Here is a 17,458-nt window from a genome sequence, read left to right as displayed (position 1 = left end):
GTTGCGCAGAGGCGCTTGTAAAATGAGTGCCATTGGGGCGTGCATGAGAAAATTGCTGGCAATCGCATATGGAGTACTAAAAACCGGCACCTCGTTTGAAGTGCCAGCGTAAAAAATTGACAGGCAAGACGGTATCTCGCTTCGCTCGGAATGACATGTGCGGTATGTACTCATGATTTCTGAGCAGTTACGCAATATCATTGCATGTGTTGGGTTGAACTTGTAAAGTGGGTAATCTCCTGCTAGAATTGTCCTCTGGGAGCGGCCATTTGCATTATTTGCGCCGCCAGGTAAGGTGGTTTTAATGATTTTCAAGTCCTATGATGAGATGCTTGAGGAACTGGAGCGTGAGATGCGTCGAGTATCTGATGATATGCTGTTGCAAATGTTTCGTATATCCAGCACATCCGGCGAGGTATGGTCGCCAAGAGTGGATGTGTATGAGACAGCCGATGCGGTCGTGGTAAAAGTATGCGCCGCGGGTCTTGAGCCTGGACAAATAGAGCTGTCGATCTCTGGGGATGGCAGGTTCTTAACGTTGAGGGGAGTCCGTGTGGAGTGTGACGATGACAAGAGTCAAAGGATCAGATATCACCAGCTTGAGATATATTACGGCCCGTTCGAGCGAATAATATCCCTGCCCGCTGAGGTCAAGTTTGATCGAAACAAGCTCACTGCCAATTACAAGGACGGGTTTTTGAAGGTTACACTGCCCAAACTGGAGCAATTGCAGCCTAAGCGGATAGAGATAGAGGATTAATTTTTGTCGTCTGTTATCAGTCGGCCGACCGCCGGCTGTTTAATATATCTGGAGGTTAGTTTTGGAGACTACAATACTGGAAGCCGATAACGTTTTGAGCCCAGAGGGCGAGGGCGTCGGCAGCCGTTCCATAGAAACACCTGAAGAGCTGAGTCTTCTTCCTATAAAGGATACTGTACTATTCCCGATGGTGGTGATGCCGCTCATCGTTTCACGCGAAAGTTCGATGAAGCTGGTTGATGACGCCGTCGTCAGCGATACACGCATGATCGCGCTCGCGACCCTGAAAGACCCGAATATTGAGGCGCCTCAGTTTTCGGATATCTATCCTGTGGGCGTTGTCGCTGCGATTCATACAATGCTGCGTCTTCCCGAGCACCAGCGCTTGATAGTGCAGGGTCTCAAGCGCATCAGAATGGTCGAGTGCATTCAGACTGAGCCATATATACGTGTCAAAGTCGAAGAGATGCCGGATGTCATCGACTGGGCTGATGAAGAAGAGGTCGAGATCGAAGCCCTTAAGCGCAATGTCGGCACTGCATTCCAGAAGGTTGTGACTCTATCGCCGAATCTTCCCGACGAACTGCAGGGTGTTGTGACCGCCATCACGAAGCCGGGTGTTCTGGCTGATACCATAGCACTGCACCTGCCGATAGAGATTTCCGAGAAACAGGAACTGCTGGAGACAGTCGGCACCCGTGAAAGGCTCCACAAGCTGCTCGCGATACTCATGCGCGAGGTCGAGGTGCTCGAACTTGGGAGCAAAATTCAGTCTGAAGTCCACTCCGAGATGGGCAAGATGCAGCGTGAATATTACCTGCGCGAGCAGATGAAGGCTATCCAAAAAGAGCTTGGCGAGAGTGATGAACGGACAGCCGAGGTAGAGGAACTGCGCAAGAAGATTACTGAGTCCAAGATGCCCGAGGAAGCCGAGAAAGAGGCTGCCAGGGAGCTCGACAGACTCAGCCACATGTCTCCTGCTGCGCCGGAGTATACGGTTGCCCGGACATACATCGACTGGCTAATCAGCCTGCCGTGGGAGACATATACGATCGACAACCTCGACATACCGATGGTCCACAAAACACTCAACGAAGACCACTATGGTCTGGACAAGGTCAAGGACAGGATACTCGAATATCTCTCCGTGCGAAAGTTCAAACAGGAAGGTGAAATGCGCCATCCTATCTTGTGCTTTGTCGGACCTCCCGGAGTCGGCAAGACTTCTCTCGGCAAGTCGATTGCGAGGTCACTGGGCAGGAAGTTTGTCCGTATGAGCCTTGGTGGAGTCCGTGATGAGGCAGAGATCAGGGGTCACCGCCGCACGTATGTAGGTGCGCTTCCAGGTCAGATCATTCAGTCGATCAAACGTGCGGAGTCTCATAACCCGGTCTTCATGCTCGACGAGATAGACAAGGTGGGGGCTGATTTCAGGGGTGATCCGTCCTCAGCGCTGCTTGAGGTGCTGGACCCCGAGCAGAATTCGACATTCCGGGACCATTATCTGGAGGTGACATTCGACCTCTCAAAGGTCATGTTTATAACGACGGCCAACGTGCTCGACACGATCCTGCCCCCACTGCGCGACAGGATGGAGATTCTGGAGATCGCGGGCTACACTGAAGAGGAGAAGCTTGAAATAGCCAAACGCCACTTGATTCCAAAGCAGCTCGACGAGCATGGCTTGACCAAGATCAAGCATATATCATTCACCAAAGACGGCATACTGGAGATTATTCGGGGCTATACGCGCGAGGCGGGCGTGAGGAATCTCGAAAGGCAGGTGGCCAGCATCTGCCGCAAGACTGCCCGCGAGTTTGCCGAGGGACGCGAAAAACCGGTGAAGGTGAACAGGACACAGGTTCATGCTTATCTGGGCTCACCGCGATATATTCATGAGGAACTAGCCGACCGCACGGATCAGCCGGGTGTTGCGGTAGGTCTTGCGTGGACACCCACCGGCGGCGATGTGCTCTTTGTCGAGGCAACGCGGATGGAAGGCGGCAAGAACCTCATTACCACCGGTCAGCTTGGCGACGTGATGAAAGAGTCGGCTCAAGCAGCATTAAGTTACGTGCGCAGCCATTCGGAAGAACTGGGCATTGCCAATGATTTTTACAAGGAATCCGACGTGCATCTGCATGTGCCTGCCGGAGCCATTCCAAAGGACGGTCCATCTGCCGGTGTCACGATGATTACGGCTCTTGCTTCACTGCTGAGTGGCAGAAAGGTCAAGCCACGCCTTGCGATGACAGGTGAGATCACTCTGCGCGGCAAAGTGCTGCCCATTGGCGGCCTAAAGGAAAAAGTGCTTGCGGCGAAGAGGGCAGGTGTCGAGACTGTGATCGTGCCGAAGGAGAACCGCAAGGATATAGAAGAGGACGTGCCTTCGGATGTCCGTGAGAGTATGAATATTATCTATGTTGACGATGTCTCTCAGGTTTTGGACGAGGCTTTGGAGCCTAAGAAGAAGCCGAGACACCGATAGTTGAAAATCGACCTCATATTTGCCACCGAGCTTGAATAAGCAGGGTTCACGCGCTGTAAGTGAATCCTGCTTATTTCTATGTACTGTGGATATTTGACAACTTCCCACGCATCAGTGCTGTGGTCTATCGCTCATACTCAGTCTACTTATCTGTTTTTGATTATCAAAGCCGACAACCATGTACATTTTACCTTTTTTAAACTTGCACTCGATATACACAGCATAAGTAAATCCGCGCTCATTTTGGTCTTTAGCATCCGTAACTTTATAACTTTTGAGCGGGCCAATCTTCTTTTCTAGCTCCGACCATCCCTGCCCCAGTTGTTGAGGATTGATCTGCTTTCTTTCATTGGAAGGAAAATCCCTCACGGCATTTTTATAATCACCTGAATTCAGAGAAGTGATAATATTAATGGCTTTATCCGTATAATTTTTTGCTTCATCGCGGTCATATGGCTTGCCTTCAAAGGTCACATAACTTATCTGCTTTTGCGGACCGAAGTCAACGACTGTGTGCAGCATGCCCTTTGCGAACCTGCATGTGATGCATACACTGTAAGCTATGTCCCGATCCTCATACTTACCTTCGGCATTTAAGATGTCACATTTTTTGAATGGACCCCAGATTTTTTCTATCTCCTGCCATTCATTGCCGAACTTCTGCGGGTCGATGTTTTTCTTTGCAGATGCGGCAAAATCTTTGACGGCACCATTACAGTCGCGTGCATCCAGTGATTTTATGACATTGAGCGCTTTTGCCGCATACATTTTGGCTTCGGGATCACCTGAGTCGCCGTGGTTGTAGCGATTGCTCTGGAAGACTACCAGCCAGACCGCAGCGATAAGCAAAAAGAATGCAGACGAGATGATTGCAATTCCCTTTTTCTTTGTCATTGATTTCTCCTGACATTTAGTGGGTCCCAGGCTCCGCTGCGCAGTTCGGTGATAACGGTCTCGTATTTCTGCCACAGGGCATGCTGGTCGCAGAACAACACGCATGTTCCGCCATTATGCATTCTGCCTGGCCGGTTTGCGCCTTCTCCGCCGTCTTCCCAACCGACCCAGTAGAAATCACCGTCGTCGATAGAGTCTCTGTCCTCATGAACAATAAGCCCGACTTTACTTGCCGAAACAGACATATTGCTTGCCGAACGATAATCGGCAATATTGTTCATGCTGTAGCTGAGCGGATAATGCATGGAGTCGGCTTGTGTGATTCTTGTTGCACATACGCCTTTATCGCTCGGGCAGAGGTAGACATCAGTATTCCTGACATATTGGAAAATTTGACCCAGCCTGGGGTCGCATTTATCGAACACATCGTATACTCCCGCCCAGTTGCCGGACGGATTGCCGTATCCGCCGGTTTCCAATCTGGCAATCGGGTAATGGTTCCATTCATCGGCGTACAGGGTCATGCCTTTTCCCAATTGGTGCAAGTTGCTCAGGCAGGCAGCCATTTTGCCTTTCTCCTTGGCTGCAAATACAACAGGCACCAGTATAGCCGCCAAAATCGCTATTATGCCTATCGCCACGAGCAGTTCAATGAGGGTAAAACCAGTTAGTTTTTTCATCATAGAATCTCCACCGTATCTCTTCTCTCGAAACAGCATGCATTCATATATATAGACGTAAGTGGTTGAGAATTGTTGAATTACATTTTGACAGGATGCGGGGCTGTATTCTTATTCCTTTAGCAGCGAGAGAACGTCTTCGTCTGTCAGATCAAGCCATGTTAGGTAGAAATCAGCCACGGCAAACGGGACAGCGTTACTGATCATCTCGAATACGCATTCATCGGCTGCCAGTTCGACCATGGCTGCTGCCGACCGCGAGGCTACAGGCGCTGCTGCGATAATTCTGGATGCCTCCTTAGCTCGGAGTGCTTTTATTGCTGCCAGCATGGTGTAGCCACTTGCCAGACCATCATCAATCACGATGACGGTTCTGTGCGAGATATTGGTCGGCAGCCTTGCGGTGGAGTAGAGTTTTGTCCTGCGAACGGCTTCAGCCTTTTGGTCCGCCAGAACGCTGTCTATGTCGTTTGTCGATAGGTGCAGGCCGTGCAGAATCCGTTTGTTGAACACCACGCACCCATCCGCCGTAATTGCGCCGAAGCCTGCCTCTGGGTTTGACGGTATAGGCAGTTTCCGTGCGACGAACACGTTCCATTCAAGCTGCAGCCGGCGTGCTGCCGCCGCCACGACAGGCACTCCGCCGCGTGGTATCGCGAGGAGCACCGCGCTTGTGTTGTGATATTCACCCAGTCTCTTCGCGAGCTTTCTGCCCGCGTCATTGCGGTCCTCGAACAGATCGTGCATGATATCAGCCCCTGCGTGAGCGTGCTTCGTCCAGCAATCTGATTACTTCTGTATCAGAGACCTGATCAAAGTCGTTATACCAGTAACCGACAGCCATAAACGGGAACGGCATCTTCAGGCAAATCAGTTCGTCAACGTATGGTTTAATCGCCTCGACCGAGTCGGGCGGTCCTACGGGTACGGCGAGTATAATCCTTGCCGCCTTAAGGTTTCGCGCGGCGAGTATTGCGGCGCGTGTCGTATATCCGGTCGCAATACCGTCATCGACAACTATAACTGTACGCCCCGCTATATTAGGCGGTTTGTTGGTTCCTCGGTATGCGATAAGCCTCCTGCCGACTTCGGAGAGCTGTTCTTTTACTTCGCGTTCGATATATTCATCGCTGACGCCTATCATTGCAATGGAGCGATCATCAAGCAGCCGCTCATGGTCGCCCCAACTAGCGACTGCTCCTATTGCCAGTTCCGGTTGGCCTGGCGCTCTTAGTTTGCGCGGCACGATCACGTCCAGTTCCCAATCGAGCGCACAAGCAACTTCATATGCGGTGACGACACCTCCGCGCGGTATGGCGAGCACGATACAGTCCGTGCCTCGAAGGTGTTCCAATGCGTCAGCCAGAGCTTGACCAGCCTGCTTTCTGTTTTCAAACGGTTCGATCAATGCACTCACCCCACTATCGTTTACCCTCAATACTTACCGCATTATGCGCTTCCCGCATAATACCGGATAACTTGCCTGCTTGCAATGAATGACGTATAATCTGCACGACGACTTGGGCGAAACTCGGTTTCTGGAAAGGAGCAATAATATGGGTTGCCGAGTTTTAGTTGTCTGTGAGGCCGATGCAGCATCAAGTATTCGGTCTATAATTGAAAAGGCGGGGCACGAAGTGGTCGGCATAGCCGAAGGCTGCGAAGATGCAATTGAACTTGCGAGTCAGATGCATCCAGATGTGTCGCTGGTCGACATGGAAAGTCCTTCCGTCAGCGGGATCGATACCACTCACCGCTTGATCGAGCTTGGAGTCGAGGCTGTAATGATTATGTCGACTCAAGTGGACAAGGAATGGATAGAAAGCGCGGCTTTGGCGGGAGCGTGCACATACGTGCGCAAGCCTGTGGACCAGGAAAGCCTGTGTGCCAACATCGAGCTTGTCTGTGCCAGGGCTTCTGTGCTTGCTGCTTTACGCAAAGAGGCAGAGGATGTCATGGTCGCGTTGGAGACCAGAAAACTCTCCGAGCGCGCCAAGCATATACTTATGTCAAGGCTCTCACTAAACGAAGAGGATGCTTTTACCTACCTCAGACACAAATGCCGCAATCAGAATAAAACAATGCGTCAGGCAGCCGATGAGATCATTATTGCGGATGAAGCATTCTTGCGTGCAATTGAGAATGAGCCGCCAAAAAAGGGTTAGCCCGCATTATTCACGAGAAACGTGAATAATGCTCTCGGAGTCCCGTATTATGCGCTTTACGCATAATACGGGTTAGTGGTTTTATGAGGTATAGGCAGCGGACAGCATCCTATAGCCGCTGCCTACGTTGTGTGCGCATCAAGTTAGTTCTATACTGTTCATAGTTCGCTGCAGATACTCTTTGTACCTCTCAGGTGAATCCGCAAGCGCTGCGTCGACTGTTCTAGGATAACTGATCTTGCCGCAGACCGGACAGTAATACGACGTAACTCCATGCGTTCCGGGGACGATCTTTGCGAAATCCCTGCATTTCGGGTTTTCGCAGCTAACCACGTCAATTAAAGCGATTAGCATGGCAATCAACTCCTCATGTGTGTTTTTCCTTGAGCCGTATCGTTTGCCGACTGTATGTGCTACCAGTTTTATAAAATGGGGTGGGGCGGATTGTTGACTTCCATCTTTTGCGGGACTAGAATTTGATCTGTAAAATTCTTTTTGCAGGGGGCTGCCGTGTCCAGAATATCGCGCGTTCTGATATGTATTAGTGCATTGGTCTTCTTATGCGTCTGTGTTGTATGCCATGCGGACAGTAAGTCTGAAGCTCAGAAACATTTCAACAATGCCTTGAAGCTCCAGCAGTCGGGTAAGCTGGATAAGGCGCTGGCCGAATATCGTATCGTGCTGAAACTGGCTCCTAACTCAGCTCCCGCGCTAAATAATATGGGCGTTATCTATATTCAGCAGAATAAGTGGGGCAATGCCCAGTCTGCGTTCGAGCGTGTATTGGCCAAAGAGCCGAAAAACGAATTTGCTCTGGAGCGGTTGACCAGTGTGCTCATTGAGCGTAATAAAAATAAAGAAGCGCTCAAATATGCACGAAAAATGATTGGCCAAAAGCCCAAAGATGCGCATGCCAGATATCTTTTTGGAGTAGTGAACCTAAAGCTGGGCAAATATGAGCCTGCAGTCGATGCTCTGCGTTCTAGCCTGCATGTCGATCCCAAAAATGAGGCTGCGATGTTTAATCTGGGCTATGCTTATATGAAGCTCAAGAAGTATGGCGATGCTCTGGGTACCATGGAGCGCCTTGCGGTGATAGACCCGAAGAATGCCCAAGCGAAAACTATAGCGGCTTATTCGGCGGAGCAGATTGGCGACAAGGAAAAGGCCATCGAGCTTTATGAAAGCGCATCAAAGCTGCCTGAGACGAAGGTCTCTGCCCTATTGTCGCTTGCACGATTATACGGCACATCCGGCAAAGAAGCCAAGGCGACAGATGTGCTTGAGCGTGTGCTCAAAGCGGATAAGAACAACTATCAAGCCAATTTTGACCTTGGGACGCTCTACTATACCAAAGGAAAATACAAGGAAGCGGAAGAGAAGTTTCAGGCAGCTGTCAAGTCACAACCTTCAAGTATCGCTGCAAATATAAGGCTCGCTCTGACCCAGGTGAATCTGAATAAGTCCGACAAGGCTATGAAAGCTGCGGCTGCGGCGCTGAGTGCCGGTCCGAAAGACGAGCGGGCGCTGGAAGTATACGCCTATGTGCAGGAGATAAACAAACAGTTTGACGGTGCAATCAAAACCTGCCGCAAATGGGAGAAATTCCACCCGAAAGACTCTGTACCCAATGTAAGAATGGCGAATATATATGTCTTCCAGGGCAAAAAGAGCGAGGCCTATGCTGAATATGAGAAGGCCTTAAAAAAAGTTCCAAGTGATCTGACGATAATAAACAGCTATGCCGACCTGCTTGCACGCAGTGGAGCCAATGACAAAGCGTATGCGCAGTATCAGTCTGCGCTTAAGATCAAGCCTAACGATTCCGACACGATGGTCAAAGCTGCAGGCTGCCTCCGCAATCAAAACAAGACCGATGATGCTATAGCTCTCCTGCAAAAGGCTATAGATGCCGACCCGAAGAACGAGAACCCATATAATGCTCTTGCCGACCTTTATCAGTCCAAGAAACAGCCGGACAAGGCAATCGAGCAATATAAGAAGATACTGGAGTTTTCGCCGAAGTCGGTCAGTGTGCTCAGCTCTATTGCGCGCATATATGACACTCAGAAAGACTATGAGTCCGAGATTGCCGTCTATAGGCAGCTTGCGGATATAGATGCAAACTATAAAAACCGTATTCCAGGTCTATATGAGAAATGGGGCAAGATAGATGATGCCATAGCCGAGGCAAAAAAACTGGTAGAGTCAGATACACAAAGCCTTGAGCAGCGTGTCACACTTGCTCAGCTTCTTGAGAAGAAAGACGACAATAAAGCTGCTCTTGAGCAATATGCTGAAATTGCCAAGTCCGATAATGCGGGCTACAAAGCGTATGCATATGGGCAGATGGGCAAGCTCCAGGAGCAGTTGGGCGATACGGATGCCGCGATAGCCTCCTATAAGAGCGCCATAGATATAAAGCCTTCTGCCACTTCGTCACTGGACGCATTGGCCAAGATTTATGAAGCGCGACAGAAGACTGATGAGTATCTGAATTACTTGAAATCGATTGTCACATCCGGCAAGGACAACGCCCCTTACGGCTACTATATGAGCGCGCTCAAGAAAGCCGGCAGGGCCGATGAGGCGATCAAGACGCTATCCGAGCTTGAGGTCAAGAGTTCGGACAATACCAAGCTGACGATGGTGCTCGGATCAGCCTATGCCGAATCGAACCAGAATGACAAGGCCATCGAAGAGTATAAAAAGGTCCTGGCCAAGAAATCGGATGATCCCACTGCCAATCGCAAGCTTGGCGACCTCTATAAGGCCATGGGACGTGATCGGGATGCCATCGACTGTTATGCCGCAGCCGTCAAGAGCATACCTTTTGACCGTGAGTTGGTGCTCAATCTGGCCGGTCTCCAGGAAAAGACAGGCAAATCGTTAGACGCAGTGAAAACTTATAAAGACTATCTCAAGTTCGATCCTGCGAACCAGGAGATCAAGTCCAAGGTTAAGGCATTGGAATCAGGCAAACCTTGAGATTTAGTATTTTATAATTTATATTGAGTATTGTCTTAAAGGCCGGTCGGTTCATCTTCCTGTGTGAGCAGACCGGCTCAGCTTCTCTGTACTTCCGACAAGCCCCTACACGTTTCCCAAATCCAAAATAATCACCACCAAATATCCAGTCAAAACACGCAGCATTACCAGGATTCCAGGCTTTTGCTTCACGGAACAACGCAATAGCAGGCCGACAGCCTTCGCGGCCTGCCAGCCAAAGTTTTGTGGGGAACAAGCCAATGCGACGCATACTATTTGCAGCCATATTGTGTTTGCTGGCGCTGCCGGTGCAGGTGTTTTCAGTGGGTTTGCCTCCTGGAACGACGATTGAACTGCAGGCGACCGGTCAGTACACCGATGCTTACGACGAAGATCAGATTGCGACTCCTGCGACGCTGACACTTACGGTAGTGCAGGTTGCAGGCGCATCCATAGAATGGAGTCCGTCTCCAGATACGTCCACGCCGGGTGAATACATGTATTTTCCGATGAGGATAATCAACACCGGCAACTATAGTGACAGCTTTGCCCTTACGTCTGTTTCAGAAAACGGCTGGAGCACGGCAATTATATATGACGATGACAACGACGGCGTCCATGACAGCGATGAGGATTGGGAGATTACCAATACGTCTTCTGTAAGCTCTCTAGTTGCCGATGCGTATTGTCCCTGTTTTTTGAGGGTCTCCATCCCCGAGGATGCCACACAATCTGACAAGGTAACTGTGACTGCGATATCGGACTATAATGCAGCGCAGGGCACGGCGAGTGCGGAGATCAATATCCCCGAGCCGAATATGAGGTCCACAAGGATTACGGCTTCCGCCAGCCCCGATTCGCCTTATGTCGGCCAGGATGTAACCATCTCGGGCGCACTGCAGCCGGCCATGTCTCGGGAGCTTACAGTATATATAGACTCTCCCGACGATACAAGCGCCACTTCCACTGTGACCACCGGCGATGACGGCTCCTTTACGAGTACATTCAACGCCGCCAAGGTAGGCACATACCAGGTTCTTATATCGTTCGACGGAGATGAAAGTTATATAGCGAGCGACTATTCGATGAGCGTTGTGGCTCAGGATAAAGTGACAAGCTCGATAGAACTTACCTGTGATCCTTCCGCCCCGACGTTGGGTGAGAGTGTCACCATAACAGGTATGCTCTCGCCTGTGGTCGAGGGTGCGGCTATTGTCCTTACATGCACTGTGCCAAATGGCAGTTCAACACAGCATAATCTGGCCACCTCTGCCAACGGCACATTTACATGGAATACGACGATCGATGAGGTAGGGACTTGGTATTTCAGGGCTGCCTTTGCAGGTGATGAGACGTGTACATCCACCACGAAACAGCTTGCGGTAGTGGCGACGGATGCTGCTTCCGAACATACGATTACCATTGATTCCGGTCCTTCACTGGATCAGTCAGAGGTGGTTCCTGGTTCATCGGTTCAGTGTTCAGTCAGTGCGACCGACTCGCTCGACTCTGCCATAACCTACCATTGGTCGGACGGCGATGCCGGCGGCACGTTTATGTCCAGCGCTGACGACCAAAATCCCATATACACTGCTCCCACGAACGATTCGGGCGAGGATGTAGCAGTTACGCTGACCTGCACGGCCACCAGTACGAGCGATGACCAGATAAGCGCTTCCAAGTCAACGCAGCTGACCGTAAGTTCAACTGACTCGACACCGCCGGAGGTTGCATCAGTGACACCTGCATCCGGTGCGGAAGCGGTGTCAGCAGGCACGAATATAGTGATAACGTTCAGCGAGGCTATGGAACCTGAATCGACTGAGGCGGCCTTTAGTATTGCGCCTGCTGTGGGCTCGATAGGTTATACATGGAGCGCGGATGCGAAGACTCTGACTATCACCCATGCCGATTTCTCACTTGATAGTGATTACACTTGTTCGATTGCTTCCAGTGCTCTGGATGCAAACGGTAATGCGATGGCTGAACAATACACCTGGGCGTTTAGCACTGTGACGGCAGCATCGTTCGATCCGGCACAAATGACGGTTGAGGTATACAGGGAGTTCACCACTCCTCACATAGTGCTCAATGATGCGCAGGCGACAACATATACAGCTCTGATACACGTGCCCGAGAATATCGAAGTCAGTGATTCGATGTCGGGCGGGAGCCTGGCTTGTGTGGAGGCGGGCGATGATGTCTCTTCACTGACCAGCAGTTGGGATACCACCAGCCGGATCATAACCATCAACGTCGAGGTATCGAACCCGTCCACACCGGCTGAGATAGTGAAGTCCATCAGCCTGACGGCTCCCAGCGAGAGTGGTTCCGCTCAAATCAGCATAAACGGCTGCAGCGCTCTGGATATTACGATCGAGCCGCCGCTTCCGGGTGATTTCAACAGTGACCACGTCGTCAACATCACCGACGCCGCAGATTTTGTGCAGGAATGGGTTCGCTGGCATTCGACAACAAGTCCGGTTTGGGATGATTCGACTGACGGCCCATTCGACCTTGCACCGTGCACCGACGGAACTTGGCCTAACTGGACCGCCGAGGGCGACGGATGCATAGATATTCAGGATGCCGCGGCATTTATAGACTGCTGGGTAGGCTCGCATACATCCAGTGAGGTTTCGTCTGCGAATTATGTTCCGGCGCATTCTTGCCGGTATAGCGCCTTGAGTTCAGACAGTTCAGACGAGATATATGTTGTGGTGGATAGCGCCACCGGTGGAATGTTCGAGACTTCCGTTGGCATACCTGATGGAAGAGGTTTTAGTCCTGTGATGGACGGCAGCGGAAACCTGAAAAACGTTGTTCGCGGTGCCGGCTCAGGCGCGGTGTTCTTCAGTGAATATGATAAGTCCACACGAACCGTTCATATTACGGGCAGTGTAACAGGGGCGTTTCCATATCTGGTTGCAATTATAAAGATTAAATAATTGATGACTGAGCGATGTCCCTCCTTGTATATGCGTGGGGTCGATCTGACCCCACGCTTTTTTTGAATATTGGCCAAATTGCCTATGGCGGCCTGTCCATAGCGATTTCACCTGCCGATATTATATAATGATTCAGTTTTTGCAATACCGTAATGGGAGGAAACAATTCGCAATGAGACCACTTTGCTTTATAAAGGCATTTGCGCTTGCCGCATTTGCAATCGCACTGCTTTCTGTTGCAGTTGCTGCTGCGGTGCCTCAGGTCACTTTCAACCCCTCCAGCCTGACTGTTACAGCAGGTGAGGACGCCGCGACGCCGCCCATCGTCATCCAGAACGCTGCCGGCATTACTTCGGCGACGTTGTATGTCACTGTCCCGGACGATGTCACAGTTGACACTGCACCTTCAGGAAGCGGACTGGCATGCGTCACCCAGGGTTCGAGTGTCGCGGGGTTGTTTTTTGCCGAATGGAATTCATCCACTCGCACAATTTCAATCACATGCTATGTCAGCAGTGCCGACACACTGGAAATAGTCAGCTCGATTGCTTTCACTGCGCCATCGACTGTAACGACGGAGGAGTTCGGTTTGAGCGGCACTGTCACCGGCGGGTCAGGAACTCCGACATTCACGCCGCTGACGATTTTGCCGGTGCACACGGTATCATTTACCAGCGAGCCAGCCGTCAGTGATTCGACGATCGACTCCGGCGGTTCGACCACATGCTCCGCGACAGCGGTGGATTCACGCGGGCACAGTGTGTCCTATGTGTGGTCTGATGGCGGCAAAGGCGGTTCATTTTCGCCGAGCGCTGCCAGTCAGAATCCCACCTACACGGCTCCTTCCAACACTACTGGTTCAAATATGAGCATAACTCTAACCTGCACGGCTTCTTGTCCGCAGGACACTTCGGTCAATGACAGCGGACATGTTGTCATCACTGTGTCTACAAAGCTCGCAGGCGATGTCGACAAGGATGGTGACGTGGACAAAACGGATGCGGATCTCGTTCTGCAATATCTTTTCGGGGACATCGCGAAGACAGCTGAGATGGATGCGAATTCGGACGGTTCTGTCACCATTGCCGATGCGCAGTGGATTCTCGCGCACCAGCAGTCAGGGAGCTAGAGAGGAATATGATGAAAACAGCGACATTATTATCAGTGGTTCTTGCCCTGGCGGTGATATTAGCCGGATGCGGTGGCGGCGGTGGTGGTTCCACGTCTACAACCACTCTTGGTCTGACAGTGACCGAGCCGACTCTTACTGACAAGACAGGGCAGACCATCAGCGTGCCTGTAACGATTACCGGCACAGGTACCGTAAAGACGGCGAGCTTCGAGTTGCATTTCAACAGCGGCATATTTGAGCCTGTTTCGGGTGTCACCGTTGGCGGCACTTCGATAGCGGTGGCGGGTACGTCCAGCACGGTGGCGGCTCGTTACAAATGGATCGATTCTCAGACAGTGAAGGTCTTGTATGCCTCATCTGCGGGCGTGGCTTCAGGGAGTGTGTTGGTAAATGTTCCTCTGAAGGTGAAAGCCGAGACCGAAAGTGCGCTTACGGTGCAGAACACATTGCTCAATAAATAATACCTTGGAGAGAGTTCGGTTATCTGGAAATTTACGCTGATTTAGGTTCAATGTGAGCTTTTTTCTTCCAATGACGGGTATGCCGGGAGGGCGAGGCTCCTGCCGAGCCTTATTTATTCCTGCTAAACCGAACAGTATCCATACCTTGTGCTTCGGGTGAAATTCTGGTAATATAAATTAGTAAGCAATAGCAACTTCGGGCGGCCGAGTGCAGCTAAGTATATGCCTCGGCCGCTTTTGTCGCGTTTGCCAGCCCGGATCATGCGGCGAGCGCATAATCCGGATCTCCGAGAGCGTTATTCACGTTCCTCGTGAATAACGCGGGCTAAGGGTAAATGAGCACACTGGAAAAGACAATTCAGGTCCGCGAGAATATACGCAATATAGCAATCATAGCACACGTCGATCATGGCAAGACCACCCTGGTCGATGAACTGCTCAAACAGAGCGGAATATTTCGCGCCAATCAGGTAGTGGCCGAGCGAGTGATGGACTCTAATGACCTGGAACGTGAGAAGGGCATCACGATCCTGTCTAAGGTAACTGCGGTCCACTACAACGGCGTCAAGATAAACATCGTAGACACTCCGGGCCACAGCGACTTCGGCGGCGAGGTCGAGCGAATACTGCGATCCGTCGACGGCGTGCTGCTGCTTGTGGATGCATGCGAAGGCCCTATGCCTCAGACTCGGTTCGTGCTCAAAAAAGCCCTGGAGCAAAAGCTCAAACCAATAGTTGTAATCAACAAGATAGACCGTCCCGGAGCAAGGCCGTTCGAGGTGGTCGATGAGGTACTGGACCTGTTCATCGACCTGGGCTGCGATGAGAGCCAGCTCGAGTTTCCATATCTGTTTGCCTCAGGTGTCGAGGGATATGCCGTGCTCGATCCTACCAACGACCCAAAAGATATCGATCCGCTGTTCAATATGATTTTAGAGCATGTCCCGCCGCCTGTGGTCGAGATGGACAAACCGTTTCAGCTTCAGGTCACCAACCTGGACTATGACGATCATCTTGGCCGAATGTTCGGCGGCAAGATATTGCGTGGAAAGGTGCATCGAGGCGAGACTGTCGCCATCATCAAACGCGACGGCACTCAAGACACATTTCAGATCACCCGTATGTTCATCTATGAGGGCTTGAAGCGCTGGGACGTTGACGAGGTCTCGGCTGGCGAGATAGTGCTGCTGGCGGGATACCCCGAGGTGGAGGTCGGCGAGACCATTGCCGACGCGGAGAACCCCGAGCCTTTGGAGCTGATACGTATTGACGAGCCGACTGTTTCGATGGAGTTCATCGTAAACAATGGACCATGGTCCGGCAGGAGCGGCAAGCTGGTCACCATGCGCAATATTTCCAACCGGCTCCACCGTGAGATCAAGACCAATATCAGTCTGCGGGTCGAAGATACCGATCGTCCCGATGCATTAATAGTATCCGGGCGCGGCGAGCTTCAGCTTGCGATATTGCTTGAGACCATGCGCCGCGAGGGCTATGAAGTCTGTGTCAGTAAACCCCGAGCCATCACAAAAAAGATCAACGGTGTAATGTGTGAACCGATAGAAGAGGTTACGATAGACATTCATGATGAGTTCGTCGGCACGATCATTGAGGAACTGGCCAAGCGCAAAGGCGAGATGGTCTCCATGGACAAAGACGAAGCGGGTATGAACCGCCTGATATTCGATGTTCCCACTCGCGGCTTGATCGGTTTTAGGACGGACTTTCTGACTTGGACCAAAGGACTGGGCATAATGTCTCGTCTGTTCAAGGAATATGGACCATATCGCGGTGAGATTTCCGGTCGCAGCCGTGGAAGCCTCATATCCAAGGAGACCGGACGCGCCACTGCCTATTCGATAGCCCCGCTTCAGGAGCGCTCGACACTGTTCGTCTCGCCCGGCGATGAGGTGTATGAGGGGCAGGTGGTCGGCGAGAATTCGCGTTCGGACGACATGGTGGTAAACGTCACAAAGGCCAAGCATGCGACAAACATGCGCTCATCGACTGAAGACGCCACGGTTTTGATAACTCCTGCACGCAAGTTCATGCTCGAGCAGGCTCTATCGTGGATAGGTGACGATGAGCTGTTGGAAGTGACCCCTGACGAGATCAGGTTCCGCAAGCGCATATTGAGCGACCTGAACAGGACCCTGGCCGCACGCAAAAACAGATAGACAGGCTATGGACGGTGAGCGTCTCCAACACCGGCAAGGTAGCCCCAATAATACTCCGGTTTGCTGTTAACTATCTTCGGCTGATAGCTTTTTACGTGGCCGTCAAAGAAGAGGTAGTCAAGTACAGTGCCACTAAGGTGTACACCTGCTTTGGCTAAGCGGATACCTGTCGAACAGTCCCAGCCTCCAAAATCGTTCCAGGCATCAACACCATCTCCATAGTAGTTCTCGTGGCGCTGCCATTCGGAGAGCAGGATGTAGTGAGATGATCCACTATTCATCTCTCCCTGGGTCCATGTGCCGCCGTTATTAACTGACCCCCCATAAAGCACAACATCCCACGTCAATTGATCGTTCATGACATAGCTGCGAGGCAGGGGTTTACCGTTTATCCACGAAACTGACGGTCGAGCGGCCTTGTCGGATGGACAGCAGAAGATATTGGTATTCCTTACATATTTGTAAATGGCAGCATCCCAGGTGACAACTTGTGTATGTTGTGGCGGGGTTGTGGGGTCGTTTGGGCACCTCGTGCGCGCACTCGCAGGATAGCGGCCGTTATACTCGTCCACATATATATTGAATGCCGAGCCGATCTGCTTCAGATTTGAGCAGCATGCTGTTACTCTGGCTTTTTCTTTGGCTCCGGCCAGTACGGGGAAAAGTATTGCTGCCAAGATTGCAATTATCGCAATCACGACCAACAGTTCAATTAAAGTAAACCCTCGCTTCATAACAAAACCTTCCTGTGCACTATTTTGCCCG

Annotated in this window: 15 protein-coding genes; 9 read left to right on the top strand and 6 right to left on the bottom strand. The window is 51.3% G+C overall.

What is annotated here, in order from left to right:
- From LLG46_13950 to lon, 3 genes are all read left to right on the top strand, one after another.
- The coding region (locus LLG46_13950; protein ID MCE5324399.1) for an IS110 family transposase at window positions 1–112 on the top strand (112 nt) is incomplete at its 5' end.
- 192 nt (window positions 113–304) lie between these two features.
- Entirely contained in the window at window positions 305–760 is a 456-nt protein-coding gene (locus LLG46_13945; GenBank protein MCE5324398.1) for an Hsp20/alpha crystallin family protein, read from the top strand.
- A 61-nt stretch (window positions 761–821) separates the two neighbouring features.
- Window positions 822–3,248, top strand: a complete 2,427-nt coding sequence (gene lon / locus LLG46_13940; GenBank protein ID MCE5324397.1) for an endopeptidase La — start codon at window positions 822–824, stop codon at window positions 3,246–3,248.
- A gap of 111 nt (window positions 3,249–3,359) precedes the next feature.
- On the opposite strand, the gene LLG46_13935 is transcribed toward lon, so the two are convergent.
- From LLG46_13935 to LLG46_13920, 4 genes are all read right to left on the bottom strand, one after another.
- The gene (locus LLG46_13935; GenBank protein ID MCE5324396.1) at window positions 3,360–4,142 is read right to left on the bottom strand and encodes a DUF3887 domain-containing protein; all 783 of its coding nucleotides are present in this window, start codon (window positions 4,140–4,142) and stop codon (window positions 3,360–3,362) included.
- Window positions 4,139–4,825, bottom strand: a complete 687-nt coding sequence (locus tag LLG46_13930) for a DUF1559 domain-containing protein (GenBank protein MCE5324395.1) — start codon at window positions 4,823–4,825, stop codon at window positions 4,139–4,141. The genes LLG46_13935 and LLG46_13930 overlap by 4 nt, the downstream gene beginning before the upstream one ends.
- 108 nt (window positions 4,826–4,933) lie before the next feature.
- Window positions 4,934–5,569, bottom strand: coding sequence for a phosphoribosyltransferase (locus LLG46_13925; protein ID MCE5324394.1), 636 nt, complete (start codon window positions 5,567–5,569; stop codon window positions 4,934–4,936).
- 4 nt (window positions 5,570–5,573) lie between these two features.
- Window positions 5,574–6,230, bottom strand: coding sequence for a phosphoribosyltransferase (locus tag LLG46_13920; protein ID MCE5324393.1), 657 nt, complete (start codon window positions 6,228–6,230; stop codon window positions 5,574–5,576).
- A gap of 148 nt (window positions 6,231–6,378) precedes the next feature.
- Here LLG46_13920 and LLG46_13915 point away from each other — a divergent pair, with 148 nt between their 5' ends.
- Entirely contained in the window at window positions 6,379–6,987 is a 609-nt protein-coding gene (locus LLG46_13915; GenBank protein ID MCE5324392.1) for a response regulator, read from the top strand.
- A 138-nt stretch (window positions 6,988–7,125) separates the two neighbouring features.
- Here the strand turns inward: LLG46_13915 and LLG46_13910 are convergent, their stop codons facing one another.
- Complete coding sequence (locus LLG46_13910) at window positions 7,126–7,341, bottom strand: hypothetical protein (GenBank protein MCE5324391.1); 216 nt, start codon at window positions 7,339–7,341, stop codon at window positions 7,126–7,128.
- Between the two features lie 156 nt (window positions 7,342–7,497).
- Here LLG46_13910 and LLG46_13905 point away from each other — a divergent pair, with 156 nt between their 5' ends.
- From LLG46_13905 to typA, 5 genes are all read left to right on the top strand, one after another.
- The gene (locus LLG46_13905) at window positions 7,498–9,975 is read left to right on the top strand and encodes a tetratricopeptide repeat protein (GenBank protein ID MCE5324390.1); all 2,478 of its coding nucleotides are present in this window, start codon (window positions 7,498–7,500) and stop codon (window positions 9,973–9,975) included.
- A 260-nt stretch (window positions 9,976–10,235) separates the two neighbouring features.
- On the top strand, window positions 10,236–12,923 hold the full coding sequence (locus LLG46_13900) for an Ig-like domain-containing protein (GenBank protein ID MCE5324389.1): 2,688 nt from the start codon (window positions 10,236–10,238) through the stop codon (window positions 12,921–12,923).
- A 172-nt stretch (window positions 12,924–13,095) separates the two neighbouring features.
- Window positions 13,096–14,052 (top strand): dockerin type I domain-containing protein, encoded by a 957-nt coding sequence (locus LLG46_13895; protein ID MCE5324388.1) that lies wholly within the window; start codon window positions 13,096–13,098, stop codon window positions 14,050–14,052.
- A gap of 8 nt (window positions 14,053–14,060) precedes the next feature.
- Window positions 14,061–14,516: a hypothetical protein gene (locus tag LLG46_13890; GenBank protein ID MCE5324387.1), complete on the top strand. Its 456-nt coding sequence runs from the start codon at window positions 14,061–14,063 to the stop codon at window positions 14,514–14,516.
- Between the two features lie 335 nt (window positions 14,517–14,851).
- The gene (gene typA / locus LLG46_13885; GenBank protein MCE5324386.1) at window positions 14,852–16,693 is read left to right on the top strand and encodes a translational GTPase TypA; all 1,842 of its coding nucleotides are present in this window, start codon (window positions 14,852–14,854) and stop codon (window positions 16,691–16,693) included.
- Between the two features lie 5 nt (window positions 16,694–16,698).
- On the opposite strand, the gene LLG46_13880 is transcribed toward typA, so the two are convergent.
- The gene (locus LLG46_13880; protein ID MCE5324385.1) at window positions 16,699–17,427 is read right to left on the bottom strand and encodes a prepilin-type N-terminal cleavage/methylation domain-containing protein; all 729 of its coding nucleotides are present in this window, start codon (window positions 17,425–17,427) and stop codon (window positions 16,699–16,701) included.
- Window positions 17,428–17,458: the final 31 nt, after the last annotated feature.

The sequence above is a fragment of the bacterium genome, assembly GCA_021371935.1.
Taxonomy (GTDB): Bacteria; Armatimonadota; UBA5829; order UBA5829; family UBA5829; genus UBA5829.
The sequence above is the reverse complement of the archived record's forward strand: the minus strand, read 5'-3'. Positions and strand labels throughout refer to the sequence as shown.

Bases quoted from the DNA above. Each gene is read 5' to 3' on its own strand.
- LLG46_13945 (MCE5324398.1), top strand. From the start codon at position 305: ATGATTTTCAAGTCCTATGATGAGATGCTTGAGGAACTGGAGCGTGAG.
- LLG46_13935 (MCE5324396.1), bottom strand. From the start codon at position 4,142: ATGACAAAGAAAAAGGGAATTGCAATCATCTCGTCTGCATTCTTTTTG.
- LLG46_13930 (MCE5324395.1), bottom strand. From the start codon at position 4,825: ATGATGAAAAAACTAACTGGTTTTACCCTCATTGAACTGCTCGTGGCG.
- LLG46_13925 (MCE5324394.1), bottom strand. From the start codon at position 5,569: ATGCACGATCTGTTCGAGGACCGCAATGACGCGGGCAGAAAGCTCGCG.
- LLG46_13915 (MCE5324392.1), top strand. From the start codon at position 6,379: ATGGGTTGCCGAGTTTTAGTTGTCTGTGAGGCCGATGCAGCATCAAGT.
- LLG46_13910 (MCE5324391.1), bottom strand. From the start codon at position 7,341: ATGCTAATCGCTTTAATTGACGTGGTTAGCTGCGAAAACCCGAAATGC.
- LLG46_13900 (MCE5324389.1), top strand. From the start codon at position 10,236: ATGCGACGCATACTATTTGCAGCCATATTGTGTTTGCTGGCGCTGCCG.
- LLG46_13895 (MCE5324388.1), top strand. From the start codon at position 13,096: ATGAGACCACTTTGCTTTATAAAGGCATTTGCGCTTGCCGCATTTGCA.
- LLG46_13890 (MCE5324387.1), top strand. From the start codon at position 14,061: ATGATGAAAACAGCGACATTATTATCAGTGGTTCTTGCCCTGGCGGTG.
- typA (MCE5324386.1), top strand. From the start codon at position 14,852: ATGAGCACACTGGAAAAGACAATTCAGGTCCGCGAGAATATACGCAAT.
- LLG46_13880 (MCE5324385.1), bottom strand. From the start codon at position 17,427: ATGAAGCGAGGGTTTACTTTAATTGAACTGTTGGTCGTGATTGCGATA.